We start from the raw sequence: 24,376 nt of genomic DNA, 5'->3' as shown, positions 1-24,376 counted from the left end.
TTTCTTTTCGATACAGTCCCAGTGAGCGTGCCCATGAACCGTCGAAACTTCCTTATGCGAACCACGACCGGCGCTGCGGCGCTGGCGGTCCTGCCGGGGATGGCCGTGGCGCAAGAGGCGCGGCAGGCGGCTGCGGCGCAGCAGGGGACGGGCGCGGTGAACGGCACGGAGCGGCGGCCGCTGCGGCTGGACCGCGAGATCAACGAGCTTCAGGAACGCACCTTCCGCTGGTTCGAGAAGGTGACCGACCGGCGCACGGGTCTAACGCCTGACCGCTGGCCTACGCCGTCCTTCTGTTCTGTGGCGGCGGTCGGTTTCGCCCTGAGTTGCTGGCCGATCGGCGTCGAGCGCCGCTGGATGAGCCGCGCCGAGGCGCGCGAGCGCACCCTCACCACCGTCCGCTATTTCAACAGCCTGCCCCAGGGACCCGAGGCGACCGGCACGGCGGGCCACAAGGGATTCTTCTATCATTTCCTCGACATGGAGACCGGTCTGCGGTTCGCGCAGAACGAGCTGTCCACCGTCGACACCGCCCTGCTGATGGGCGGCATGCTGTTCGCCGCCCGCTATTTCGACGGCGATCACGCGGACGAGGTCGAGATCCGCAGCCGGGTCCAGGCCCTCTACGAGCGGATCGAATGGGACTGGGCTGTGGTGCGCGACAACCGGATCACCATGGGCTGGCACCCGGAGACCGGCTTCATTCCCTCGGACTGGCACGTCTACAACGAGGGCATGCTGGTCCTGCTGCTGGCCATAGGCAGCCCGACCCATCCGGTCTCGGTCAATGTCTGGCACGAGTGGGCCGCCAGCTACAGCGAGAGCTGGACCGACCAGTGGGGCAGCTGGCACCTGAATTTCGCGCCGATCTTCGGCCATCAGTACAGCCACATGTTCATCGATTTCCGCGGCATCCAGGACGCCTGGATGCGCGGCCAGACGGCGCAACTGGGCGAGTATCTCGACTATTTCGAGAACAGTCGCCGCGCGGTGTACGCCCAGCAGAAATACGCCCACGACAATCCCAAACAGTGGGTCGGCTATTCGTCCGAGACCTGGGGCCTGACGGCCTGCGACGGGCCGGGCGATTTCACACAGACCATCGCGGGCGTGGAGCGGGAGTTCTTCAGCTATTCGGCGCGCGGTCCGGGCGAGCGCGACGACGGCACCATCGCGCCGACGGCGGCGGCCAGTTCCATCGCCTTCGCGCCCGAGATCGTCGTGCCCTGCGTCAAGGCGATGAAGAGCCGGTTCGGGGCGGGGATCTATACCGAGTGGGGCTTCCTCGACAGCTTCAACCCGACCCTGACGATGCGCGACGGTCCGTTGCAGCACGGCAAGATCGTCGAGGGCGTGGGCTGGGTCGACGGCGACTATCTGGGCATCGACCAGGGGCCGATCGTCGGCATGACCGAGAACCACCGCTCGGACTTCATCTGGCGCTACATGCGGGGAGAGCCCAACATTCGCAAGGCGCTGGAAATGACCGGCTTCACCGGCGGCTGGCTCAGCGCATGAGTTCAGCCCCCCACAGACGGGGAGCCCTGGCCCTGCTGGCGGGCGGCGCGGCCGCGGCCTGCACGCCGCGCCGAGACGGCGAGACGGTGCTGCGCTTCTGGGCCATGGGCAATGAAGGCGGGACGGTGGGCCAGCTGATGCCCGAGTTCGAGCGCCGCAATCCCGGCGTCCGGGTCGAGGTCCAGCCCCTGCCGTGGACGGCGGCGCACGAGAAGCTGCTGACCGCCTATGCCGGGGCCTCGCTGCCGGACGTCAGCCAGATCGGCAATACCTGGGTGGCGGAACTGACGGCCATCGGCGCCCTGTCGCCGACCCCGCCCGAGGCGGCCAACCTGCTGACCGACCAGTTCCCGGCGGTGCTGGAGACGAACGAGATCGCCGGCCGGGCCATGACCACGCCCTGGTATGTCGACACCCGCCTGCTGTTCTATCGCAAGGATCTGCTGGCCCGGGCCGGGTTCGGGGTGCCGCCGCGCGACTGGGCCGAATGGAAGCGGGCCATGCACGGGATCAAGCGCGTGGCGGGCGAGGGCAATTTCGCCATCCTGCTGCCGCTCAACGAGTTCGAGCAGTTGCTGACCTTCGGGCTTCAGATCGACGAGCCCCTGCTGCGCGACCGGGACACCCGCGGCAATTTCTCTAGTCCCGGCTTCGTCGCGGCCCTGGCCTTCTACAAGAGCCTGTTCGACGAGGGCCTAGCGCCGATGGCCTCGGCGACACAGATCTCCAACGTCTGGACCGAGTTCGCGCGCGGCTGTTTCAGCTTCTATTTCTCCGGCCCGTGGAGCGTCGGCGACTTTCGCGAGCGTCTTCCGGCGTCGTTCCAGCCGCACTGGGCCACGGCCGGGGTGCCGGGGCCTAAGGGGCCGGGCGCATCGGCGCCGGGCGGGTCCAGCCTGGCCGTCTTCTCCTCATCCCGGCATCAGGACGCGGCCTGGGCCCTGGTCCGCTATCTGTCCGAGCCGCAGGTGCAGGCCCGGTTCAACACCATCGTCGGCGACCTGCCGGCGCGCCAGAGCGCCTGGGGCCTGGCCCAGGTCGAGCGCGACCCGATGATGGCGCCGTTCAAGGGGCAGCTGGAGCGGGCCAGGGCGGTGCCGAAGGTGCCCGAATGGGAGCGGATCGTCACCGAGATGCAGATCGTCGCCGAACGGATGGTGCGCGGCGAATATACGCCGGAGGCCGCCGCCGCCGAGATCGACCGCCGCGCCGACCGTCTGCTGGAGAAGCGCCGCTGGATGTTGGAACAGGGCAGGGCCGTATGACCGTCGCCGATCCCACTCTCGCGCGGGTGAAGCCGTCGCGCGGTCCCGGCGCCCGCGAGCGCGCCGCCCAGAAATACGCAGCATGGGGCTTCGTCGCCCCGGCCATGATCGCCATCGGCCTGTTCTTCGCCCTGCCGGTGATCGCGGCCCTGCTGCTCAGCCTGACCGATTTCGACATCTACGCCCTGGCGAACCTCGACAATCTGCGCTTCGTCGGCCTGCAGAACTACGAGCGGCTGCTGACCAATCCCCTGTTCTGGGGAGCGATGAAGAACACCCTGACCTTCGCCGTCCTGGGCGTGCCCCTGTCGATCGCGGCCTCGCTGGCGGCGGCGGTGATCCTGAACGCGCGGGTGGTGAAGTGGCGGCCGATCTGGCGGGTGATGTTCTTCGCCCCCTATGTCACCACCCTGGTCGCGACCGCCGTGGTGTGGCGCTATCTGCTGCACACCCGCTACGGCGTGATCAACTGGGGTCTAACGAGCGTCGGCCTGCCCGCCGTCGACTGGCTGGGCCAGCCCTCGACCTCGATCCCCGCCATCCTGATGTTCGTGGTCTGGAAGATCTTCGGCTACAATATGCTGATCTTCCTGGCCGTGCTGCAGACCGTGCCGGACGACCTGTACGAGGCCGCCCGCATCGACGGCGCCGGGCCGTGGAAACAGTTCCGGCACGTCACCCTGCCGGCCATCGCTCCGACCCTGCTGCTGGTCTCGATCATCTCGGTCGCCAGCTTCTTCCAGCTGTTCGCCGAACCCTATGTGATGACCCAGGGCGGGCCGGCCCAGAGCACGGTGACGGTTCTGTATTTCATGTACGAGGAAGGCTTCAAATGGTGGAACCTGGGCTCCGCCAGCGCCGTGGCCTTCGTCCTGTTCCTGTGCATTCTGGCCATCACCCTGGTCCAGTTGGCGGTGGCGAAGCGCGTGGGAGCCTATCAATGAAGGCGCGCGCGATCCTGCTGAATCTGGCGGTGGCGGTTATCGCCCTGCTAGCCCTGTTTCCCCTGGCCTGGATGGTGTCGGTCAGCTTCATGTCGACCGGCGAGGCCGCGACCTTCCCGCCGCCGCTGCTGCCCAAGACCTGGACTCTGGATCACTATCGCGACCTGTTCCTGAACCAGGGGATGGGCCGGTATCTGTGGAACAGTTTCGCCCTGGCGACACTGGCGACGATCCTGGCGCTGAGCTTCACCGTCCCGGCCGGCTACGCCTTCGCCAAGCTGAGGTTCACTGGGCGCGAGCGCCTGTTCCAGTTCCTGGTCGCCGCCCTGGTGGTGCCGGCCCAGATCGGCACCCTGCCGCTGTTCCTGATGCTGAAGGGAATGGGGCTGGTGAACACCTATGCCGGCGCCCTGGTGCCGTGGCTGGCCTCGATCTTCGGTCTGTTCCTGGTGCGCCAGTATGCGCTGAGCATTCCCGACGAGATGCTGGAGGCCGCCCGGATCGACGGCGCCAGCGAGGGCCAGATTTTCCGCCGCGTGGTCCTGCCGACGCTGCAGCCGATCATTGTGACCCTGGGCCTGTTCGTCTTCTTGGGCAGCTGGAACGACTTCCTGTGGCCCCTGATCATCCTGACGGACCAGTCGAACTACACCCTGCCGGTCGCGCTGGCCGCCCTGTCGCGCGAGCATGTTCAGGATGTCGAACTGATGATGGCGGGGGCGGTGGTGACCGTGGCCCCGGTGCTGATCCTCTTCCTGGCCCTGCAACGCTACTACATCCGCGGCATGCTCGCGGGCAGCGTCAAGGGCTGAGCTTCCCCTGTCCCCCTCGGGGACGACGACAAGGAACAGGCCGATCATGCACCTTGCCGCCTCTCTGTTCGCCATCGCCGTGGCGATCTCGACCCCCGCCTTCGCCCAGCAGACGCGGGTGCTGGATGCGATGGAGGACGCCGCCGTCTGGACGGCCGACGCCTCGACCGACGTCTCATCGACCGTGACCTCGGTCGCAGGGCAGGAGGGGCGGGCGGTGCGCCTGAGCTACGACTTCAACGGCAAGGCGGGCTACGCCTTCGCCGCGCGCGCGCTGCCGTTCGACCTGCCCGACAATTACGAGATCAGCTTCTGGGTGCGCGGCGAGGGGCCGACCAACACCTTCGAGGTCAAGTTCACCGATGCGGCGGCCGAGAACGTCTGGTGGAAACAGACGGCGCGCTACGACTTCCCGAACGGCTGGACCCGGTTCGTCATCAAGCGGCGCCAGGTGTCCAAGGCCTGGGGCCCGAGCCCCGAGACCGAACTGCGCCATGCCGAGCGGGTCGAGTTCGTCGTGGTCGCGGCCGACGGCGGCCGGGGCTTCATCGAGATCGACCAGCTGGCGATCCGCGAACTGCCGGTCGATCCGGCGGTCCCGCCCCAGCCGGTCGCCAGCGACGGTCTGAGCCCATCGACCGCCGCGCGGGCCGTGGACCTGGACCCCAAGACCGCCTGGACCCCGCCCATGGCCAGGACGCCGGCCCTGACCCTGGACCTGGGCTATGAGCGCGAGTTCGGCGGCCTGACCCTGCGCTGGGGCGAGCGAGGGGCGGCGGCGGACTATCGCGTCTCGGCCTCGCTGGATGGGCGCGACTGGCGCGAACTGGCGACCGTCATGGGCGGCAACGGCGGCGTGGACTGGCTGAGGACGCCGGAGGCGACGGCGCGCTGGCTGCGGCTGGAGCCCCTGGCGCCGGTTGCATCGTCCGACGTGGTCGGTTCGTCCGGCGCGGGCCAGAGGCTGGGCGCGGTCCAGGCGACGACCTGGGCCCTGAACGAGATCGAGGTCGAACCCCTGGCCTTCGGCGAGGACGCCACGGCCTTCGTCGAGGCCGTGGCCAAGGAGAACCGGCGCGGCCTCTATCCGCGCGGCTTCTTCGGGGAACAGCCCTACTGGACCCTGGTCGGGGTCGATGGGGGCGGGGAGAGCGGCCTGATCGGCGAGGACGGCGCCATCGAACTGCGCCGCGCAGGGCCGAGCATCGAACCCTTCGTCGTCGACAACGGGCGGCTGATCACCTGGGCCGACGTCAATATCGAACAGGGGCTGAAGGACGACGACCTGCCCATCCCCTCGGTCGTCTGGAGCGCCGACGGCTGGCGGCTGAAGATCACCGCCTTCGCCGATGGAACACCGGAGCAGGCGCGGCTGTGGGGGCACTACGACCTGACCAACACGTCTGACCGTCCGTGCAACCTGACCCTGGCCCTGGCGGCGCGCCCGTTCCAGGTCAACGGGCCGGTGCAGTTCCTGGCCATTCCCGGCGGCGTGGCCCCGGTGAAGACCATCGGCTGGAACGGATCCAGCCTGACGCTGAACGAGACGGTGCAGGTTCACGCCCTGGCCGCGCCGGATGCGGTGGCGGCGGCCGGTTTCGACGCGGGCGCCGATCCTCAATCATTGATCCTGCCCTCGGCGCGGCGACCGGCGGATCAGCCGATGACCGTGTCCGACGCGACCGAACTGCCGGCTGGCGCTCTGCTCTACGACGTGACGCTGCAGCCGGGCGAGACCCGCAGTTTCGGCTTCCTGTCGCCCCTGGCGGGCGAAGCCCCGACGCCACGACAGGGCGTCGCCTTGCTGGATCAGGTCGAGCGTGATCTGGCGGCCGAATGGCGCGAGAAACTGGACCGGGTCGAACTGACCCTGCCGCCCGCCGCCCAGCGGATCGAGGACGCGCTGAAATCCTCGCTGGCCCATATGCTGATGTCGCGTCAGGGACCGATCCTCCAGCCCGGCACCCGCAGCTACAACCGCTCCTGGATCCGCGACGGGGCCATGATGGCCGAGGGGCTGAACCGGTTGGGCATGGCCGAACACTCGGCCGATTATCTGCGCTGGTATGCGCCCTATGTGTTCGAGAACGGCAAGGTTCCGTGCTGTGTCGATGCGCGCGGCGCCGACCCGGTGCCCGAGAACGACAGCCACGGCGAGTTCGTCTTCCTGGCCGCCGAGACCTATCGCTACACCCGCGACGAGGCCCTTCTGCGTCAGGTCTGGCCCCAGGTGCAGAAGGCGATCGCCTACATGGACGAACTGCGTGCCTCGACCCGGACGGCGGCGTTCGAAACGCCGGACCAGCGCCACCTCTACGGCCTGCTGCCGCCGACGATCAGCCACGAGGGCTATTCGGACAAGGCGGCCTATTCCTACTGGGACGATTTCTGGGGCCTGCTGGGCTACAAGGACGCGGTCTTCATCGCCGAAACCCTGGGCGACGCCGAGGCAGCCGCCCGCTACGCCGCCGCGCGGGATCAGTTCGCCGCCGACATCCGCGCCTCCATCGCGGCTACGGCGACGCATCACGGCATCGACTGGATCGCCGGCGCGGCGGACCGGGGCGATTTCGACGCCACCTCGACCACCATCGCCCTGTCTCCGGCGGGGGAACAGGCCAATCTGCCGCCTGAACTGATGGACCGAACCTTCGACCGCTATTGGGAAAACTTCCAGAACCGGCTGACCAATCGCACGGCGTGGAAGGACTACACCCCCTACGAATGGCGTCTGGTCGGCGCCTATGTGCGGCTGGGCCAGAAGGACCGGGCCCTGGCGGTGCTGGACTTCCTGATGGCCGACCGTCGACCCGAGGCCTGGAACGGCTGGGCCGAGGTCGTGGGGCGTGAGAAACGCGAATCCCGTTTCATCGGCGACATGCCCCACGCATGGATCAGTTCGGACTATATCCGTTCGGCCCTGGACCTGTTCGCCTACGAGCGGGATCAGGCCCTGGTGTTGGCGGCGGGCGTGCCGAAAGCCTGGTTGGATACGGCAGAGGGTGTCGGGGTGCGCGACCTGCGCACGGCCCACGGACCGCTGACCTACGCCTATCGCAAACAGGGCGCGGCCTATGTCCTGACCTTGAGTGGCGAAGCGACGCCGCCGGGAGGGTTTGTGCTGCGATGGGCTGCTGGTGAGGAACGCCCCGGGCGGGTGCGGATTGATGGCCGCGCGGCGTCGTGGAGTGGGGACGAACTGGTGATCCCGACGAGCGCAAGACGGGTGGAGATGCGCTGATCGCCGAAGATGTTCCTTCTCCCGTTGGGAGAAGGTGGCCCGAAGGGCCGGATGAGGGTTCCGCCGGTGGGCTACCTCGCACGCCCGAACCCTCACCCTTTTGCGCAAGACCGATCGCTACGCTCTCGGGCGCTCAAGCCCTCTCCCGCTGGGAGAGGGGCTTTATGAGTCAGTCCTCGGTTTTGGCCTTGGCCTTTTTCGCCGGCGCCTTCTTGGCGGCGGGTTTCTTGGCTGCAGCCTTAGGTGCTGCGGCCTTCTTCGGGGCAGCCGCCTTCTTGGCCGGGGCCTTCTTCTTGGGCGCGGCGCCGGCCTTGGCGGCGAGCAGGGGCAGGGCGGCTTCCAGGGTCAGGTCTTCCGGCGCCGTGCCTTTCGGCAGGGTGGCGTTGATCTTGCCGGATTTGACATAGGGGCCGAAACGGCCGGCCATGACGTGGATCGGCTCGCCCGTCTCCGGGTGGGCGCCCAGATCCTTCAGCGGGGCCGTGGCGGCGCCGCGGCCGGGACGACCGGCGCGCTTCTCGGCCAGCAGGGCGACGGCGCGGTTCAGACCGACCTCGAACACCTCCTCGATGTCCGAGACATTGGCGTAGGTGCCGGCGTGCAGGACGAAGGGACCGTAGCGGCCCAGGCCCGCCGTGATCATCTTGCCGTCCTCGGGGTGGACCCCGACCTCGCGCGGCAGGGCCAGCAGGCGCAGCGCCCGGTCCAGATCCAGCGACGCTGGCGACCAGCCCTTGGGCAGGGACGAGCGTTTCGGCTTGTCGCCTTCCGGGGGCGTGATTTCGACATAGGGGCCGAAGCGGCCGATCTTCAGCTGGACCGGCTGGCCCGTCTCCGGGTCGATGCCCAGTTCACGGTCGCCGCTCTCGGCCGAACCGTCCTCGGCCGAGGGGCTGGCGACGGGGCGGGTGTATTTGCAGTCCGGATAGCGTTCGCAGCCGATGAAGGCGCCGAAGCGGCTGGTCTTTAGGCTGAGCTGGCCCTGGTGGCACAGGGGGCATTCGCGCGGGTCCGTGCCGTCGCCCTTGTCCGGGAAGATATGGGCGCCCAGGCTCTCGTTCAGGGCGTCGAGGATGGCCGTGGTGCGCAGTTCGCCGGCGGCCTGGGTCGCGGCGTGGAAGTCCTGCCAGAAGGCGCGCAGCAGCACCTTCCAGTTCAGTTCGCCGGCCGAGACCTCGTCGAGCTGGGTCTCCAGCGCGGCGGTGAAGTCGTATTCGACCCACTTCTTGAAGAACTGCTCCAGGAAGGCCGTGACCAGCCGTCCCTTGTCCTCGGGATAGAAGCGGTTCTTGTCGACGCGGACATATTCGCGGTCGCGCAGGGTCGACAGGGTCGAGGCGTAGGTCGACGGGCGGCCGATGCCCAGTTCTTCCAGCTTCTTGACCAGGGTGGCTTCCGAATAGCGCGGGGGCGGTTCGGTGAAATGCTGGTCGGTGCGGATGGCGTCGACCTTGGCCTTGGCGCCTTCCTTCAGGGCGGGCAGGCGGCTGGTGTCGTCGCCCTCGTCCTCTTCGGCGCCCTTCTGCTTCTCGTCGCGGCCTTCCTCATAGACGGCCAGGAAGCCGTCGAAGGTGACCACCTGGCCGGTGGCGCGCAGGCCGGTCTGGCCGTCAGACGTCTCGATCTCGACCGTGGTGCGGTCCAGACGCGCGGCCTCCATCTGCGAGGCGACCATCCGCTTCCAGATCAGTTCGTAGAGGCGCTGCAGATCGGATTCGAGGCGCACGGAATCGGGATGGCGGGCGATGTTTGTCGGCCGGATGGCTTCGTGCGCTTCCTGAGCGTTCTTGGCCTTGGTCTTGTAATAGCGGGGTTCCTGCGGAACGAAGGCCGGGCCGAACTCCTTGCCGATCACTTCGCGCGCCTGGGCGATGCCCTCGGGCGTGGTCTGGACGCCGTCGGTCCGCATATAGGTGATCAGGCCGCCGGTCTCGTCGACGCCTTCATAAAGCTTCTGCGCCGCCTGCATGGTGCGCTGGGCGGAGAAGCCGAGTTTGCGCGAGGCTTCCTGCTGCAGGGTCGAGGTGGTGAAGGGGGGCGCCGGATTGCGGCGGATGGGCTTCTTCTCGACCGAATTGATGGTGAAGTCGCCGGCGTCGATGGCCGCGCGCGCGGCGTCGGCCGTCGCCTCGTCCTTGATGTCCAGGCGCTGGATCCGCTTGCCGGCGTGCTTGACCAGGCGGGCGGTGAAGGGCGGGCTGTCGGCGTTCAGGTCGGCTTCGATGGACCAGTATTCCTGGGCCTTGAACTTCTCGATCTCCATCTCGCGATCGACGACGATGCGCAGGGCGACCGACTGGACGCGACCGGCCGAGCGGGCGCCCGGCAGCTTGCGCCACAGAACCGGCGAGAGCGTGAAGCCGACCAGGTAGTCCAGGGCGCGGCGGGCCAGATAGGCGTCGACCAGCTCCATGTCGAGCTGACGCGGATTGGCCATGGCCTCGAGGACGGCGGACTTGGTGATGGCGTTGAAGGTGACGCGTTCGACCTGGGTGTCCTTCAGCGCCTTCTTCTTGTTCAGCACTTCCAGCACGTGCCAGCTGATGGCCTCCCCTTCGCGGTCGGGGTCGGTCGCCAGGATGACACGGTCGGCGCGCTTGGCGGCCTCGGCGATTTCGGACAGGCGTTTGGCGCCCTTGGCGTCGGCCTCCCAATGCATGGAGAAGTCGTCGTCGGGCAGGACCGATCCGTCCTTGGACGGCAGGTCGCGGACGTGACCGTACGAGGCCAGGACCTCGTAGTCCGAGCCCAGGTATTTATTGATGGTCTTGGCCTTTGCGGGGCTCTCGACGATGACGAGGTTCATGCGTGTTTCGGTCTCGGGAAGGGGCGCGAACGTGGTTGGAGCGGAGCCGTGTGTCAATCACCGGCCGTCAGACGCCCGCCAACTTCGTTCGGAATGACGCCCCACTATCACGGATAGAGGCCGAATCCGGAAGGGCGTTCGATCAGGTCGAGTCCAAACTACAGAGAGACGAGTCCGCCGGGCAGCATCTCGGCGCGGCCCATGAGGTTCAGCTCCAGCAGGGCGGCGGCGACCTGGGCGATGGGGGCGTTCAGGGCCCGTGCGATTTCGTCGCGGGGTGTCGGGACCGGCGACAGCAGGGCTGCGACCCGGTCGAGGAAGGCGTCGTCGACTTCTGCGTCATAGGACAGGGGATCGGAAGGGGGCTCGGCCAGGGTGCGAAGGGTGGTGAAGGCGCGTTCGATATCCTCGATCCCCTCGCACAGTATGGCGCCCTGGCGCAGCAGTTCGTTGGGGCCGCGGGCGCGCGGATCCAGCGGCGAGCCGGGCACGGCGAAGACGTCGCGCCCTTGTTCGGCGGCGAGGCGGGCGGTGATCAGGGAGCCGGAGCGGATCTCGGCCTCGACCACCACGACCCCGCGCGACAGGCCGGAAATGATCCGGTTGCGGCGGGGGAAGTCGCGGGCCTGGGCGCGGGCGCCGACCGGGCTTTCGGAGACGACGCAGGCCTGGTCGATCAGGCGGGCGTAGAGATCGTCGTGTTCCGGCGGATAGACGTCATCCACCCCGCCGCCCAGGACGGCGACGGTTCCCGTCTCCATGGCCCCTTCGTGGGCGGCGGCGTCGATGCCGCGCGCCATGCCCGAGACGACCACATGACCGGCCTGACCCAGTTGCTGGGCCAGACCGCGCGCGATGCGCTGGCCTCCGGCCGAGGCGATACGGGCGCCGACGACGGCGACGCTGGGGCGGTTCAGCAGGGATGTATCGCCGCGCGTCCACAGGATCGGCGGGGGCGGATCGAGGGCGGCCAGCATTTCGGGATAGTCGGGATCGCCCAGGACCAGCAGGCGGGCGTTCAGCCGTTCGCCGGCGGTCAGTTCGCGCTCGACGGCCTCTACCGGCGGAGGGATGGAGTCGGCGCCGGACTTGCGGATCAGGTCGGGCAGGGCGTCGAGCGTCCCCGCGGCCGAGCCGAAGCGGGCCAGCAGCTGGGAGAAGGCGACGGGACCGATACGGTCCGTGCGGGCGAGCCGCAGCCGGGCGAAACGCTCGGCTGCGGAGGGGCTCACGCCTTCTTCTTCCCGATACGGGGTTCCTCGCCCTTCAGCAGGCGGGCGATGTTCTGGTGGTGGCGGATCCAGATCAGGACGGCGGCGAAGACGGTCAGGATCAGGATGGGCGCCCCGACCGGCAGGCCGACGACCGCGAGCGGCAGAAGGGCCAGCAGCGGGGCGGTCGCCGAGGAGATCAGGGCCGCCAGCGACGAGAAGCGGAACAGGAAGGCGCTGATCAGCCAGACGGCGCCGGCCATCAGACCGAGCGGCCAGGCGGCGGCCAGCAGCAGGCCGTAGAAGGTGGCGACGCCCTTGCCGCCCTTGAACTTGAGCCAGACGGGGAAGAGGTGGCCCAGGAAGGCCGCGCCCCCGGCGACGGCGCCGGCGACCTCGCTGTCGAACAGGTGTCGGGCGATCAGCAGGGCGACCGCGCCCTTGCCGGCGTCCAGCAGCAGGGTAGCCAGGGCCAGGTCCTTGCGGCCTGTGCGCAGGACATTGGTCGCGCCGATATTGCCGGACCCGATATTGCGCACGTCGCCGGCGCCGGCCGCGCGGGTGATGACCACGCCGAACGGGATCGAGCCGAGCAGATAACCGCCCAGCGCCACGAGCGCCAAGGTCCCGAGAACGGGCCCCACCAGATCCTGCACCTTGATTCTCTCCCCGCGTGTCGTTGCGGCAAAATGCGTCGGGGCGCGGCGCGGAGCAAGGGCGATCCGACCTCTTGACCCGGCGATCCGCGCGGCGTCTGGTCCCCGCGCCTTCCGGGAGCCTGAAAAATGATCCGCACCTCCGCCGCCGTTCTGGCCCTTCTGTTGTCCACGGCCGGCTGCGCGGGGGCGCCGCAGGGGGGCGTGTCCGCCGGCGGTCCGGCGCTGGCGGCCTATTTCGACTGCGTCCGCGACGGGGGCGTGGCCATCTCCGCGCATAGGGCCGTGTCGGCGCCCGACCAGCCCGAGAACTCCATCGCCGCCATCGAGGCCACGGGGCGGGCCATACCCGGCGCGATCCTGGAGCTGGACGCAGTCCTCACCAAGGACGGCAAGCTGGTCCTGATGCACGACGAGACGATGGACCGGACCACGACCGGCCGGGGGCGCGTCGCCGACCTGACCCTGGCACAGGTGAAGCAGGCCCGGCTGAAGGCGTCGAACGGTTCGCTGACGACCGCCGCTCCGCCGACCTTGGCCGAGGCGCTGGACGCCGCCGGGCGGGTCGGGGCCATCGCCAGTCTGGACCTGAAGCCGGCCGAGGGCGGGACGACGGTCGATCTGGCGCGGGCGATCATCGATCAGGTGCGGCGCTCGGGCGCGCAGAAGCGGGTGATACTGATCACCTACAACGCCGCTGACGCGCGGGCCGTGGCGGCCATGGCGCCGGAGATGATGATCTCGGCCGGGGTCAGCGACCTTGAGGGGCTGGAGGGGCTGAACCCGGCGCAGATCCTGGCCTGGACCGGGACGCGCGAGGAACGCCCGGCCCTGTGGCGGGCGCTGAAGGCGGTGGGCGTCGAAGTCCAGTTCGGCACCCTGGGCGCCGAGGGCGTGCGCCGCGACGACCGCTACGCCGCCGACGGGAATGTGTCCGAGTATCGCGACCTGTTCCGCCAGGGTGTGACGGTGATCGCCACCGATACGCCGCTGGCGGTCCAGTCGGTGCTCGGCGCTGAGGTGGCCAAGGCCGCGACCTGCGAACGGCCGCGTTGAGGCCCGGGTTCAGGATTGCGCTGCATCAAGGGCGGGGCGGTTCGGATCAGGCAGGAGAGCGGCATGAGCGATGATCTGATGTTCGACATAGCCGTGGTCGGGGCCGGTCCCGCCGGTTTGGCCTTCACGCGGTCGCTGACGGGAAGCGGGCTGAGCGTCGCCCTGATCGAGGGGCAGCCGGAGGCGGCGTTGCGCGATCCCGGTTTCGACGGACGCGAGATCGCCCTGACCCATCATTCGATCCGGCTGCTGAAGAGCCTGGGCGCCTGGGACCGGGTTCCGGCGGGAGAAATCTCGGACCTGCGCGAGGCGCGGGTGCTGGACGGCGGTTCGGCCTTCGCCCTGACGTTCGGCGCGGAGGGTGCGGACCGGCTGGGCGTGCTGATCCCCAACCACCTTATCCGCCGCGCCCTGTTCGAGATCGTCGAGGGGCAGGCCGGGGTTTCGCTGATGGCCGGGCGGAAGGTGGCGAACTGCGCCGTCGAACCCGCCGCGCCGCGCGGGCGGGTCGTGTTGGACGACGGGGCGACGATCCGGGCGAAGCTGATCGTGGCGGCGGACTCGCGTTTCTCGGGCGTGCGCAACCAGTTGGGCGTCGGCGTCGAGATGAACCGGCTAGGTCGGTCGATGATGGTCTGCCGGATGCGGCACGACCAGGCGCATGGCCATGTGGCGACCGAATGGTTCGACCATGGACAGACGGTGGCCCTGTTGCCGGTCGCGGATGCGGAGGAGCGCGTGTCTTCCGTCGTGCTGACCCTGGCGGCGCCGGCCATCGCCGGTCTGATGAGCCTGACGCCCGAGGCTTTCGCGGTCGAGATCGAGCGGCGGATGCAGAGGCGGCTGACCGGGCTGGAACTGGTCGGCACGCGCCACGCCTATCCTCTGGCCACGACCTGGAGCCGCCGGTTCGCGGGCGAGGGCTTCGCCCTGATCGGGGATGCGGCGGTGGGGATGCACCCGGTCACGGCCCACGGCTTCAACCTGGGTCTGCGCGGGCAGGAGACGCTGGCGAAGGTGGTGCGGTCAGCGCGGGTCGGGGACATCGGCTCGGGGCGGCTGCTGGCGCGATATGAACGCGAGCACCGGCTGGCCAGTTGGCCGCTGTATCGGGGGACCAACGCCCTGGTGAGATTGTTCACCGAGGAGACGGCGCCGGCGCGTCTGGCGCGCGGTGTGGCGCTGAGAGCCGGGCAGGCGACGGCGCCGTTCAAGGCGGTGGTGCGCAAGATGCTGACGGCGTGAGGCTCAGCGTGTCGCGGGCAGGAGAGCCTCCAGCGCGCGGGTGAAGCCGGTGGGCGCGATGCTCAGGTGGTCCTCGTCCTCGAGTACGACCGATCGCACGGTCAGACCCGAATAGGCGCGGGACTTCAGGCTGCGCTCCATGGTTCGAACATCGGCGACCATGTCGGCGCCGGAGGTGTTGCGACGATCCGGGCCGGGGACTTCCCATCCGCCGACATACATGAAGACATCAGCCGGCAGGTCACGGTGGGTCCGCGCGTAGTCCGCCTCCATCGTCATCATGTGTCTGTCGTCGAACCAGAAGGACGGGCTGCCTAAAGCATAGGCCGAGAACAGGGTCGGGTCCGTGAATAGAATTTGGGCGCCGAGCAGGCCGCCATAGGAGTGGCCCAGCAGCAAGCGGCGTGCGGGATCGGCGCGGAACCGGCCCTCGATGAAGGGAAGAGCCTGGGTCTTCAGATAGGTCTGATAGGCAGCACCCTGACCGTGAACCGTGGAGCTGGCGCGCCGCGGGCCGTTCGGCGTCGGGGTGTAGTCGCGGTTCCGACTGACCACGCCGCTGTCGCCGCGCGAGTAGGACAGGCCGACCAGGATGAATTCCTCGATCACCGGCCCGTCCAGGTTCATCCGACGCGTGATCTGGCGGATGATCGGGAAGGCGTAGTCGGCGTCGGTGACATAGAGCACCGGATAGCGGCGCTGGGGTCTGGCCTCGTAGCTGGGCGGCAGGCTGACGAAGACTTCGTAGTCCCGGCCGGATACGGGATCCGGCACGGTCCAGACCTGGGTGTCGTTCAGCACATAGGGCGCGCCTTCGGTCGTCGTCGCGTCAGACGGTGTCGAGGTCCGGGCGTCCGCCGGTTGATTGCAGGCGGCGGTGACGGGCGCCGTCAGAAGGATCAGTCCCAGTCCGATGGCGCGCATGTCGATTCCCCCGAAAGCTTCACTGTGAGCAACCTTCGAGGGGTAATGTGGCGGAACTCGGTCTCTGCTGCAGGAGGGCCTCAGTGCACCTTGCGGCCGCCCACCCAGGTTCCGATCACCTTGCCCTGCAGCCTGCGGCCGTCGAACGGGGAGTTCTTGGACTTGGAGCGCAGGGCGTCGGCGTCGACGATGATCGGGGCGCCGGGGTCGAACAGGACCAGGTCGGCGGGCGCGCCTTCCGCCAGGACGCCGGCGTCGAGGCCCAGCAGGGCGGCCGGGCCCTGGGTCAGGGGGCGAAGCACGTCCAGCAGGTCCAGACCGTCCTCGTGGTGCAGGGTCAGGGCGGCGGGCAGCAGGGTCTCCAGACCCACGGCGCCGGGCGCGGCCTCGCTGAACGGGCGGCGCTTGTCTTCGGCGGGGGCCGGGGCGTGGGCCGAGGTGATGACGTCGATCAGGCCCTCACGCACGGCCTCGATCAGGGCCTGGCGATCCGCCTCGGAGCGCAGCGGCGGGTCCAGGCGGTAGAAGGTGCGATAGTCGCCGATGTCCACCTCGTTGAAGCACAGGTGGTTGATCGAGACGCTGACGGCGACCTCTAGCCCCTTGGCGCGGGCGCGGGCCAGGGTCTCCAGCGCGCCCTCGGTCGAGATCTGGTCGACCAGGAACCGGGCGCCGGTCTGTTCGACCAGGGCCAGGTCGCGCTCCAGACCGATCCGCTCGGCGATGGCCGGGCTGCCGGACAGACCCAGGCGCGTGGCCAGTTCGCCCGAGGCGGCGACCGCGCCCTCGGTCAGCCAGGGGTCGGACGGGCGGCAGGCGATCAGGGCGTTGAAGGCGGCGGCGTAGCTCATCACCCGCTGCAGGGTGCGGCTGTTGACGATGACCTTGTCGCCGTCGGTGAAATAGAGGGCGCCGGCCTCGTCCATCAGGCCGATCTCGGCCATGCGCTGGCCGTCCAGGGCCTTGGTCGCGGCGCCGGCGGCGCGGACATTGACCAGATTCAGGGCGGCGCCGCGACGCTGGATGAAGTCGATCATCGCCGGGTCGTCGACGGCGGGGTCGGTGTCGGGCTGGACGACGATGGTGGTCACGCCCCCGGCGGCGGCGGCCAGGCTGGCGGACTTCAGCGTCTCCTTGGGCTCGGCGCCCGGTTCGCCGGTCTTGACCCGGATGTCGATCAGGCCGGGGGCGAGGCACAGGCCGTCTGCATCGACGATCTGGTCGGCGGCGGGCGTCGCCGCGCCGTGGATGACGCGGACGATGCGGCCGTCTTCGATCAGGATCGAGCCGGGGCCGTCATAGTCGGTGGCGGGGTCCAGAAGGCGGGCGTTGACGATTGCTGTCGTGCTCATTCCCGTCACCCTCGGGCTTGTCCCGAGGGCCCACGGCGGAGGCGGCTCGGTTGTTGGATGGCGGTCACGACGGCGAACGCGCGAGAAAGGCCTGTGCGGCGGACAGGTAGGCCCTCGGGACAAGCCCGAGGGTGACGGATGCTTTTGCTTTCCATCACTTCTCTCCCCAACGGGCGGAGAGGGAGGCCAGGACGGCCATGCGGGCGGCGACGCCCATCTCGACCTGATCCTGGATCAGGGAGACGTCCAGATCGTCGGCGACGTCGGAATCGATCTCGACGCCCCGGTTCATCGGGCCGGGGTGCATGACCTTGGCGTTCGGCTTGGCCCAGGCCAGCTTCTCGCGGTCCAGACCCCAGAAACGGAAATATTCGCGGGTCGAGGGGACGAGGGCGCCGGCCATCCGTTCCAGCTGCAGGCGCAGCATCATGACCACGTCGCAGCCTTGGAGGCCCTCGCGCATGTCGTGGAAGACCTCGCAGCCCCAGCGGTCGGCGTCGCCGGGCACCAGGGTCGGCGGGCCGATCAGGCGGACGCGCGCCCCCATCATCTGCAGCAGGGCGACGTTGGAGCGGGCCACGCGGCTGTGGGTGATGTCGCCGCAGATGGCGACGGTCAGGCTGGTCACGTCGCCGAAGGCGCGGCGCATCGACAGCAGGTCCAGCAGGGCCTGGGTCGGGTGTTCGTGGCGGCCGTCCCCGGCGTTGACGACGGCGCAGCCGACCTTCTGGCTCAGCAGTTCCGCCGCGCCCGAGGCCGAGTGGCGGACGACCAGGATGTCGGGCTTCATGGCGTTCAGGGTGACCGCCGTGTCGATCAGGGTCTCGCCCTTCTTCACCGAGGAGGAGGCGACCGGCATGGTCACGACATCGGCGCCCAGACGTTTGGCGGCAATCTCGAACGAGGAACTGGTGCGGGTCGAGTTCTCGAAGAACAGGTTCACCACCGTGCGGCCGTGCAGCACGTCCAGCGCCTTGGAGGACTGGCGATTGAAGTCGACGAAGGCGTCGCCGAGATCCAGCAACTGCGGCGTGACGAACGGATCGAGATCCGACGCGGCGAGGAAATGGGGTTTCGGGAACGGGACCAGCCGTGCCTGGAGGGTCTGGTCGGTGACTTCTGGGGGCTGGGTCATCGAGACGCGGCTATAGGCGGGAGTCGGCCTAAACGCGAGTCAGGTGAAGTGGAAGACGGTCAGAAGAATGGGGATGACCACGGCGCTGCCCACGGTGGTCAGGGCGATGACGCCCGCGATCAGGGGCGCGTCGCCGCCCATCTGGCGCGCCAGGATATAGGAGGCGGCCGAGCCGGGGGCCGCGCCGCAGATCAGGGCGATGCCCTGGGCCAGGCTGTCGCCGCCCAGGGCCCAGGCGATGAACCACATCAGCGGCGGCATGACGCCCAGCTTGACCAGGGTGACCATTGCAATGGTGGTGCGGCGACGACGCACCTCGGCGAAGGACAGGCCGGCGCCGGCGACGATCAGGCCCAGGGGCAGGGCGGCGACGCCCAACAGGTCGATCACGTCCGACACGCCCGGAATGGGGGGCACGCGCAGCAGGTTCAGCGTCAGGCCGATCAGACAGGCCAGCAGGATCGGATTGGCGATCATCGACTTCGCCAATCCCAGCACCGAGGGCTCGCGCCGCAGCGAACCCCAGCGGGCCAGGACGGCGACGCAGGCGATATTGGTCACCGGGATGATGAAGGCGATGGCCACGGCCGCCAGGGCGGTGCCTTCCGAGCCATAGACCGATTGGATCACCGGCACGAAGACGAAACTGTTCCAGCGGATCACCCCCTGGAAGACGCTGGAATAGGCGGGGCCGTCCAAGGTGATCAGGGGCTTGGCGGCCAGGGTGGCGGCCGCCACGATCAGGGTCGCCCCGACCGCCGCCGCGCCGGCCACGGTCGCGCCGCCGCCGGCCAGATTGGCGTGCCAGATCGCGGGGATCAGGAAGCTGGGGTAGAAGATGTTGATCGACAGCTTCTCGATGGGCCGCCAGGCCTCGTCGGGCAGAAAGCCGGATTTTCTCAGGCCGTAGCCCAGGGCGATCATGCAGAAGACCGGCAGGACGCCGGCCAGGAGCGCCGTCACAGCCAGGTCGCCTGGTCGCGCACCCGGTCCAGCGCGCCCTGCAGGATCCAGGCGGCGGCGGTGCGGTCGACTACCTGGGCCCGGCGTTTGCGGTTCAGGTCCAGATCCTCGATCAGGAAGCGTTCGACGGCGCTGGTCGACAGACGTTCGTCCCAGAAGGCGACGTTGATCGGGCGAAGGCGTTCCAGATTGCGGGCGAAGGCGCGGCACGACTGGGCGCGGGGGCCCTCGGTGCCGTCCATGTTGGCGGGCAGGCCGATGACCAGGGCCGAGACCTTGCGGTGGGCCATCAGCTTGAACAGTTGTTCGGCCTCCAGCGTGAACTTCGACTTGCGGATCAGCTCCAGCGGCGAGGCGATCAGCCGCGTGGCGTCCGACACCGCCACCCCAATTGTCTTTTCGCCCAGGTCCAGCCCCATCCACGGGGTGTCGGGCGGGCAGGCGGCGGGCAGGTCGAGGAGGTCGAGAACGGGCACGGCCTGCGGTTAGGACTGGCGCGCGGCGAAGTCAAAGGCGATGGTGGCGGAAATCCTGGCGGGGGAGGGCGTGATGCGTGCGATGTCCTTGATGGCGGCCCTTGTCGTGGCGGTCGTTTCCGTGGGGCTGATGGCCTGCGAACCGGCGGATCCTCCGTCCAACAAGGCGGGGGCGTCTCCAGCGCCGACGCCAATGTCGGTGGCGCGCGCCCAGGCTCGACCGACCGGACCGGGCGCCGCCAGTCCCGCCGTTTCGACCGAGGAGATGGGCACGGCCGCCGACGTTTCTCAGTTCCAGGCCCTGCCGGCCCTGAACGCCAAGGTCTTCAGCCTGTCGGGCGGGGATCCGGCGGCGAACGGCCTGGTGACCTATTTCGCCCTGTTCGGCGGCCCGGCCGAGGGCTGGCGCGCCTATGCGGTCGGCGACTACGTCGAATGGAAGATGACCGAGGCGCGGGCCGGGCGGGTGGTGCTGGCGGTGAAACAGGAGGCGGCGGGGCCGGACGGAAACATCCGCTCCCAGTCACGTCACGTCTTCATCGACTTCGCCTGGGACGGCGAGACCCCGCCGGAGACGGTGACTGTCAATACGGGGCCGTGAGGCGCGGAGTCAGGATCGGCACTTGGCGTCATAGGCCTCGCTGTAAGGTCTGTCGAAACAGGCGATCAGCCCGTCCAGAACGTCCAGGTTCATCGGCCATTTCAACTCCATCCCGTACTTTTCTCGGAAGGCGCGGGTGGATTGTTCAAAGTCGGGCGGTGCCGGCGTAGCGGCCAGTCTGGCGCGTGCGGCTTCCAGGGCGGGGAGATCCGATTCAGAAAAGCGATAGTGCCCAAGGCGTATTCATGGAAACCGTCGGTCTGGAACTGGGGATTGACCCCGGCCATCATCAAACGGATGGCATGACGGGTCTGACCCAGAGAGGCGCGCACCTGGCCCTCGTGCCAGCAGTTGGTGTGGAGTTCGCCGACGCTCAGGTCTCCCCAGTGCGCTTCGCGGTATGCTGCGAGAAGATCCGCCGCCGCCTCCTGGCATTCGGGCTTGGCCGCGATCGGTCGCCATCCGCCGTTCAGGTCTTGATCGAAGGCCTCAGGTGAAAGCGCAATCATGGCGCCCCGGTCATAGGCGCACGCTTCGGGGATCGGAGCGGTCTGTAGCAGGGCGGCGGCGAAGGCGGCGAGGAGCATGACGTCATCCTTAGATTGCAAGAACTAAATCGGAGCTTGCAAATGCGGCGTCCGTTGGACGTCGGCGTCCTTGTGAATCCGCCCGGACGCCGCTAATCCCGCCTCGATAGTCACCTTTGGGTGGTTGTCACCTAAACACGGATATTTTGGAGGGCCGCATGGCCATCGACGCCGCGACGGTGCGCAAGGTTGCGCATCTCGCCCGCATCAAGACCCCCGAGGATCGGCTGGAGCCGCTGGCCCAGGAGCTGAACGGCATCCTGCAGTGGATCGAACAGCTGAACGAGGTCGATGTCGACGGCGTCGAGCCCATGACCTCGAACGTCGCCCAGCCGCTGCGTCTGCGCGAGGACGTCGTCACCGACGGCGACAAGATCGCCGCCGTCCTGTCCAACGCCCCGAAGTCGGCCGACGGCTTCTTCGTCGTGCCCAAGGTCGTGGAGTGACGATCTCTTTTTCCCCGTCACCCTCGGGATTGTCCCGAGGGCCCATGGCGGGTTCGAACGGCGGCGTCTGCCGTCAAAGCGCGGTGAATGCTGCGCGGTGGGCCCTCGGGACAAGCCCGAGGGTGACGGATTTTAGGTTTGGCGCGAATGTCTGATCTTACGAAACTTACACTGAAGGCTGCGGTGGACGGGTTGAAGTCGAAAGACTTTTCTTCCCAGGAGATCACCCAGGCCTTCCTGACCACGATCGAGGCCGCCAATCCGACCCTGAACGCCTATGTCGAGGTGACGGCGGACAAGGCGCTGGAGATGGCCAAGGCCTCCGACGCCCGCATCGCCTCGGGCGAAGCCGGCGCCCTGGAAGGCGCCCCGCTGGGCATTAAGGACCTGTTCTGCACCGAGGGCGTCCAGACCACGGCCGGATCCAACATGCTGCGCGGCTTCGTCCCGCCGTATGAATCGACCGTCACCGCCAATCTGTGGCGCGACGGGGCGGTGATGCTGGGCAAGCTGAACATGGACGAATTCGCCATGGGCTCGTCCAACGAGACCAGCGCTTTTGGGCCTGTGAAGAACCCGTGGAAGTCGACCGGCTCGAACGCCGATCTGACGCCGGGCGGTTCGTCGGGCGGTTCGGCCTCGGCCGTGGCCGCCGACCTGTGTCTGGCCGCGACCGCCTCGGACACCGGTGGTTCGATCCGCCAGCCGGCCGCCTTCACCGGCACCGTCGGGATCAAGCCGACCTATGGCCGCGCCAGCCGCTTCGGCATGGTGGCCTTCGCCAGTTCGCTGGACCAGGCCGGGCCGATCACCAAGACGGTCGAGGATGCGGCCCTGCTGCTGCGCTCCATGTGCTCGTTCGACGCCAAGGACTCCACCAGCCTGGACATCGCCACGCCCGACTGGACCCAGTCGGTCGGCAAGTCGGTCAAGGGACTGCGCATCGGCGTGCCGCGCGAATATGTCGTGGACGGGATGCCGGCCGAGATCCAGGCCCTGTGGGATCAGGGCGTGGCCTGGTTGAAGGACGCCGGTTGCGAGATCGTCGACATCAGCCTGCCGCACACCAAATACGCCCTGCCGACCTATTATATCGTGGCGCCGGCCGAGGCTTCGTCGAACCTGGCCCGCTATGACGGGATGCGGTTCGGCCACCGGGCGGACGAGTTCAAGTCGCTGGACGACCTGTACGCCACCTCGCGCGCCGAGGGCTTCGGTAAGGAGGTCCAGCGCCGTCTGACCATCGGCGCCTATGTGCTGTCGGCCGGTTTCTACGACGCCTATTACGTCCGGGCCCTGAAGGTGCGTCGCCGCATCGCCGAGGACTTCGATAATGTCTGGGGCCAGGTCGACGCCATCCTGACGCCGTCGACGCCGTCGGCCGCTTTTGCGCTGGGCGACAAGCAGATCGACCCGCTGACCATGTATCTGAACGACGTCTTCACGGTGACGACCAATCTGGCCGGCCTGCCGGGCATTTCGGTTCCGGCCGGCGTCGATTCCGGCGGTCTGCCGCTGGGCCTGCAGGTCATCGGCAAGGCGCTGGACGAGGCGACCGTCTTCCAAGTCGGCGCCGCGCTGGAAAAGGCGGCGGGCTTTACGGCCAAGCCCGGTCAGTGGTGGTGATCTGATATTTTCCCTCTCCCGGAGGGAGAGGGAGGGGCCCGCGCCGCAGGCGTGGGAGGGTGAGGGGTTACGGTCTGGGGGAGCGTCAGTGATCGATTTTTCGAACCGCACCCCCTCACCCTTTCGCCTTGCCGATCGCTTCGCTCTCGGAGGCTCAAGCCCTCTCCCACAGGGAGAGGGCCAAAACACTAAACAACTGGAAATACACAGCATTTTCTGCTAAATCGTTGCTACACGATGTATGCACGTCACGGCAGATCAATGACTTAGCGCCGCGATGTGCACGAAATCTGCACGACGATGGAAGCTGTCATGGCGTTTGTGACGGACAAGGAAGAGCTAAAACCCGGACTGGTGATCTTCCGGCGGGGCGATTTGCAAAGCCGGGATTGGTACTGCCGCGTTCGCCTGCCGAAGGCGACCCGCTACAAGACCATCGCTTTGAAGACGCCGGACATCACGACTGCGCGCAGCCTGGCCTACGATCACGAAAGCGAAGTCCGATTTGCGCTGAAGCGCAATCTGCCGGTGTTCAACCGTCCGTTCTCCGCCGTGGCGAAGGACTATATCGCGGAGCAGAGACTACGCGTGCAGCGTGGTGAGATCACAATGGGCCGCGTGAAGCTCATCGAATCTGTCGTGAAGAACCAGCTCAACCCCTATGTCGGCAAGACCCAGATCGATCTGATCGCGCTGGACCGTTGGCAAAACTATCCGTCCTGGCGGCGGTCGCTAGGTCAGGGCCGCATGACCCGCCACGGCAATGTGCGGCCGATGACGGAGACGGAACGCTCTGCGGCTAAAGAGGTCGCCGCAGGCAAGGCCAAGGAAAGGCTTCGCCGGAACAGCAAGCCACACCTGTCTGACGCCGTGCTGTGTTCGCTGTGCTTCAGCAACGAAGGCCTGAAGCTCGACGCTGAGCGTATCGGCACGACGAGCTCAGAGGTCTGTCCAACCTGCGGGTCCAATACCGGTCTCAAGCTCGATAGACATCACGCCCTGTGGCTTGTGCACCGGTTCTTCGTAGTCGGCAGCCTCCACAAAACCGAATACGGCGGTGCGCCCGTCATCCAGTTCAACGTGATGCGGAAGAATGAAATCGATCCGCATCTCTATCGATACCGTCCCTTGGCGGGCGACTTTGCGATCCGCGAACTCGATGCGCTTCGCGACGCCTAGCCGAAATGTCCTTGGCAATCGCTGCGCGGAATAGATTCTGAACGTAAACATCCCAATCCGAGCCGAACTGGTTGTTGAGATGTGACGCTGGCGTGTGGACTTGAAAATCCCACTTTCGCCATTCCGATCCGCGCGCGATATTATTCTGGCCCATTAGCTCCCCCTGCGGGCGAGCATAGGTTGAGGGAGTCGCCGGAAGCAACCGGCGTAATGAGGGCTGGCGTGGAAAGCGACCTGCTGGATTGGGTCGGACTAGGCGCTAGCCGCGATACTCGCGCTGATGACTGTCAGCTTCCCGAAAGGCGGGTTTGACTATCGCAATTCAAACCGACT

At 67.9% G+C, this 24,376-nt stretch carries 20 protein-coding genes; 11 read left to right on the top strand and 9 right to left on the bottom strand.

What is annotated here, in order from left to right; genetic code table 11:
• The first annotated feature begins 33 nt into the window (after window positions 1–33).
• The 5 genes from ACIQ1T_RS07720 to ACIQ1T_RS07700 are packed head-to-tail and all read left to right on the top strand — an operon-like array spanning window position 34 to window position 7,780.
• Window positions 34–1,518 carry a glucoamylase family protein gene (locus ACIQ1T_RS07720; protein ID WP_395943953.1) on the top strand — a complete coding sequence of 495 codons (1,485 nt, stop codon included), beginning with the start codon at window positions 34–36 and terminating at the stop codon, window positions 1,516–1,518.
• Window positions 1,515–2,783, top strand: coding sequence for a sugar ABC transporter substrate-binding protein (locus tag ACIQ1T_RS07715; protein WP_395943952.1), 1,269 nt, complete (start codon window positions 1,515–1,517; stop codon window positions 2,781–2,783). The genes ACIQ1T_RS07720 and ACIQ1T_RS07715 overlap by 4 nt, the downstream gene beginning before the upstream one ends.
• Window positions 2,780–3,727 (top strand): carbohydrate ABC transporter permease, encoded by a 948-nt coding sequence (locus tag ACIQ1T_RS07710; protein ID WP_395943951.1) that lies wholly within the window; start codon window positions 2,780–2,782, stop codon window positions 3,725–3,727. Before ACIQ1T_RS07715 ends, ACIQ1T_RS07710 begins: the two co-directional genes overlap by 4 nt.
• Window positions 3,724–4,539 (top strand): carbohydrate ABC transporter permease, encoded by an 816-nt coding sequence (locus ACIQ1T_RS07705; RefSeq protein WP_395943950.1) that lies wholly within the window; start codon window positions 3,724–3,726, stop codon window positions 4,537–4,539. Before ACIQ1T_RS07710 ends, ACIQ1T_RS07705 begins: the two co-directional genes overlap by 4 nt.
• Window positions 4,540–4,585: 46 nt before the next feature.
• Entirely contained in the window at window positions 4,586–7,780 is a 3,195-nt protein-coding gene (locus ACIQ1T_RS07700) for a discoidin domain-containing protein (RefSeq protein WP_395943949.1), read from the top strand.
• 169 nt (window positions 7,781–7,949) lie between these two features.
• Here the strand turns inward: ACIQ1T_RS07700 and topA are convergent, their stop codons facing one another.
• The 3 genes from topA to plsY all read right to left on the bottom strand — a co-directional run bounded on the left by topA (window position 7,950) and on the right by plsY (window position 12,453).
• Complete coding sequence (gene topA, locus ACIQ1T_RS07695) at window positions 7,950–10,586, bottom strand: type I DNA topoisomerase (RefSeq protein ID WP_395943948.1); 2,637 nt, start codon at window positions 10,584–10,586, stop codon at window positions 7,950–7,952.
• A 158-nt stretch (window positions 10,587–10,744) separates the two neighbouring features.
• Window positions 10,745–11,818: a DNA-processing protein DprA gene (dprA, locus tag ACIQ1T_RS07690; RefSeq protein WP_395943947.1), complete on the bottom strand. Its 1,074-nt coding sequence runs from the start codon at window positions 11,816–11,818 to the stop codon at window positions 10,745–10,747.
• Complete coding sequence (plsY, locus tag ACIQ1T_RS07685) at window positions 11,815–12,453, bottom strand: glycerol-3-phosphate 1-O-acyltransferase PlsY (RefSeq protein WP_395943946.1); 639 nt, start codon at window positions 12,451–12,453, stop codon at window positions 11,815–11,817. Before plsY ends, dprA begins: the two co-directional genes overlap by 4 nt.
• A 129-nt stretch (window positions 12,454–12,582) precedes the next feature.
• On the opposite strand from plsY, the gene ACIQ1T_RS07680 reads away from it, so the two are divergent.
• Window positions 12,583–13,509 carry a glycerophosphodiester phosphodiesterase family protein gene (locus ACIQ1T_RS07680; protein ID WP_395943945.1) on the top strand — a complete coding sequence of 309 codons (927 nt, stop codon included), beginning with the start codon at window positions 12,583–12,585 and terminating at the stop codon, window positions 13,507–13,509.
• A gap of 63 nt (window positions 13,510–13,572) precedes the next feature.
• Entirely contained in the window at window positions 13,573–14,754 is a 1,182-nt protein-coding gene (gene ubiM, locus ACIQ1T_RS07675) for a 5-demethoxyubiquinol-8 5-hydroxylase UbiM (RefSeq protein ID WP_395943944.1), read from the top strand.
• A gap of 3 nt (window positions 14,755–14,757) precedes the next feature.
• Here ubiM and ACIQ1T_RS07670 read toward each other — a convergent pair whose 3' ends face one another.
• From ACIQ1T_RS07670 to ruvX, 5 genes are all read right to left on the bottom strand, one after another.
• Window positions 14,758–15,678, bottom strand: a complete 921-nt coding sequence (locus ACIQ1T_RS07670) for an alpha/beta hydrolase (protein ID WP_395943943.1) — start codon at window positions 15,676–15,678, stop codon at window positions 14,758–14,760.
• An 80-nt stretch (window positions 15,679–15,758) separates the two neighbouring features.
• On the bottom strand, window positions 15,759–17,030 hold the full coding sequence (pyrC, locus tag ACIQ1T_RS07665) for a dihydroorotase (protein WP_395943942.1): 1,272 nt from the start codon (window positions 17,028–17,030) through the stop codon (window positions 15,759–15,761).
• 154 nt (window positions 17,031–17,184) lie between these two features.
• Window positions 17,185–18,165, bottom strand: a complete 981-nt coding sequence (locus ACIQ1T_RS07660; RefSeq protein ID WP_395943941.1) for an aspartate carbamoyltransferase catalytic subunit — start codon at window positions 18,163–18,165, stop codon at window positions 17,185–17,187.
• A 39-nt stretch (window positions 18,166–18,204) separates the two neighbouring features.
• Entirely contained in the window at window positions 18,205–19,128 is a 924-nt protein-coding gene (locus ACIQ1T_RS07655; RefSeq protein ID WP_395943940.1) for an AEC family transporter, read from the bottom strand.
• Window positions 19,125–19,604 (bottom strand): Holliday junction resolvase RuvX, encoded by a 480-nt coding sequence (gene ruvX / locus ACIQ1T_RS07650; protein ID WP_395943939.1) that lies wholly within the window; start codon window positions 19,602–19,604, stop codon window positions 19,125–19,127. Before ruvX ends, ACIQ1T_RS07655 begins: the two co-directional genes overlap by 4 nt.
• A 73-nt stretch (window positions 19,605–19,677) precedes the next feature.
• On the opposite strand from ruvX, the gene ACIQ1T_RS07645 reads away from it, so the two are divergent.
• The gene (locus ACIQ1T_RS07645; RefSeq protein ID WP_395943938.1) at window positions 19,678–20,205 is read left to right on the top strand and encodes a hypothetical protein; all 528 of its coding nucleotides are present in this window, start codon (window positions 19,678–19,680) and stop codon (window positions 20,203–20,205) included.
• Window positions 20,206–20,306: 101 nt separating this feature from the next.
• Here ACIQ1T_RS07645 and ACIQ1T_RS07640 read toward each other — a convergent pair whose 3' ends face one another.
• Window positions 20,307–20,792: a hypothetical protein gene (locus ACIQ1T_RS07640; RefSeq protein WP_395943937.1), complete on the bottom strand. Its 486-nt coding sequence runs from the start codon at window positions 20,790–20,792 to the stop codon at window positions 20,307–20,309.
• A gap of 158 nt (window positions 20,793–20,950) precedes the next feature.
• On the opposite strand from ACIQ1T_RS07640, the gene gatC reads away from it, so the two are divergent.
• From gatC to ACIQ1T_RS07625, 3 genes are all read left to right on the top strand, one after another.
• Window positions 20,951–21,238: an Asp-tRNA(Asn)/Glu-tRNA(Gln) amidotransferase subunit GatC gene (gatC, locus tag ACIQ1T_RS07635; protein WP_395943936.1), complete on the top strand. Its 288-nt coding sequence runs from the start codon at window positions 20,951–20,953 to the stop codon at window positions 21,236–21,238.
• A 147-nt stretch (window positions 21,239–21,385) separates the two neighbouring features.
• Window positions 21,386–22,864 (top strand): Asp-tRNA(Asn)/Glu-tRNA(Gln) amidotransferase subunit GatA, encoded by a 1,479-nt coding sequence (gatA, locus tag ACIQ1T_RS07630; protein ID WP_395943935.1) that lies wholly within the window; start codon window positions 21,386–21,388, stop codon window positions 22,862–22,864.
• Window positions 22,865–23,176: 312 nt separating this feature from the next.
• Complete coding sequence (locus ACIQ1T_RS07625; RefSeq protein ID WP_395943934.1) at window positions 23,177–24,043, top strand: hypothetical protein; 867 nt, start codon at window positions 23,177–23,179, stop codon at window positions 24,041–24,043.
• Window positions 24,044–24,376: the final 333 nt, after the last annotated feature.

The organism is Brevundimonas sp. (assembly GCF_044336875.1).
Classification (GTDB): Bacteria; Pseudomonadota; Alphaproteobacteria; order Caulobacterales; family Caulobacteraceae; genus Brevundimonas.
This window is presented reverse-complemented; position numbering and strand designations above follow the sequence as displayed.

Bases quoted from the DNA above. Each gene is read 5' to 3' on its own strand.
- ACIQ1T_RS07720 (WP_395943953.1), top strand. From the start codon at position 34: ATGAACCGTCGAAACTTCCTTATGCGAACCACGACCGGCGCTGCGGCG.
- ACIQ1T_RS07715 (WP_395943952.1), top strand. From the start codon at position 1,515: ATGAGTTCAGCCCCCCACAGACGGGGAGCCCTGGCCCTGCTGGCGGGC.
- ACIQ1T_RS07710 (WP_395943951.1), top strand. From the start codon at position 2,780: ATGACCGTCGCCGATCCCACTCTCGCGCGGGTGAAGCCGTCGCGCGGT.
- ACIQ1T_RS07705 (WP_395943950.1), top strand. From the start codon at position 3,724: ATGAAGGCGCGCGCGATCCTGCTGAATCTGGCGGTGGCGGTTATCGCC.
- ACIQ1T_RS07700 (WP_395943949.1), top strand. From the start codon at position 4,586: ATGCACCTTGCCGCCTCTCTGTTCGCCATCGCCGTGGCGATCTCGACC.
- topA (WP_395943948.1), bottom strand. From the start codon at position 10,586: ATGAACCTCGTCATCGTCGAGAGCCCCGCAAAGGCCAAGACCATCAAT.
- ACIQ1T_RS07680 (WP_395943945.1), top strand. From the start codon at position 12,583: ATGATCCGCACCTCCGCCGCCGTTCTGGCCCTTCTGTTGTCCACGGCC.
- ubiM (WP_395943944.1), top strand. From the start codon at position 13,573: ATGAGCGATGATCTGATGTTCGACATAGCCGTGGTCGGGGCCGGTCCC.
- ACIQ1T_RS07670 (WP_395943943.1), bottom strand. From the start codon at position 15,678: ATGCGCGCCATCGGACTGGGACTGATCCTTCTGACGGCGCCCGTCACC.
- pyrC (WP_395943942.1), bottom strand. From the start codon at position 17,030: ATGAGCACGACAGCAATCGTCAACGCCCGCCTTCTGGACCCCGCCACC.
- ACIQ1T_RS07660 (WP_395943941.1), bottom strand. From the start codon at position 18,165: ATGACCCAGCCCCCAGAAGTCACCGACCAGACCCTCCAGGCACGGCTG.
- ACIQ1T_RS07645 (WP_395943938.1), top strand. From the start codon at position 19,678: ATGCGTGCGATGTCCTTGATGGCGGCCCTTGTCGTGGCGGTCGTTTCC.
- ACIQ1T_RS07640 (WP_395943937.1), bottom strand. From the start codon at position 20,792: ATGCTCCTCGCCGCCTTCGCCGCCGCCCTGCTACAGACCGCTCCGATC.
- gatC (WP_395943936.1), top strand. From the start codon at position 20,951: ATGGCCATCGACGCCGCGACGGTGCGCAAGGTTGCGCATCTCGCCCGC.
- gatA (WP_395943935.1), top strand. From the start codon at position 21,386: ATGTCTGATCTTACGAAACTTACACTGAAGGCTGCGGTGGACGGGTTG.
- ACIQ1T_RS07625 (WP_395943934.1), top strand. From the start codon at position 23,177: ATGGCGTTTGTGACGGACAAGGAAGAGCTAAAACCCGGACTGGTGATC.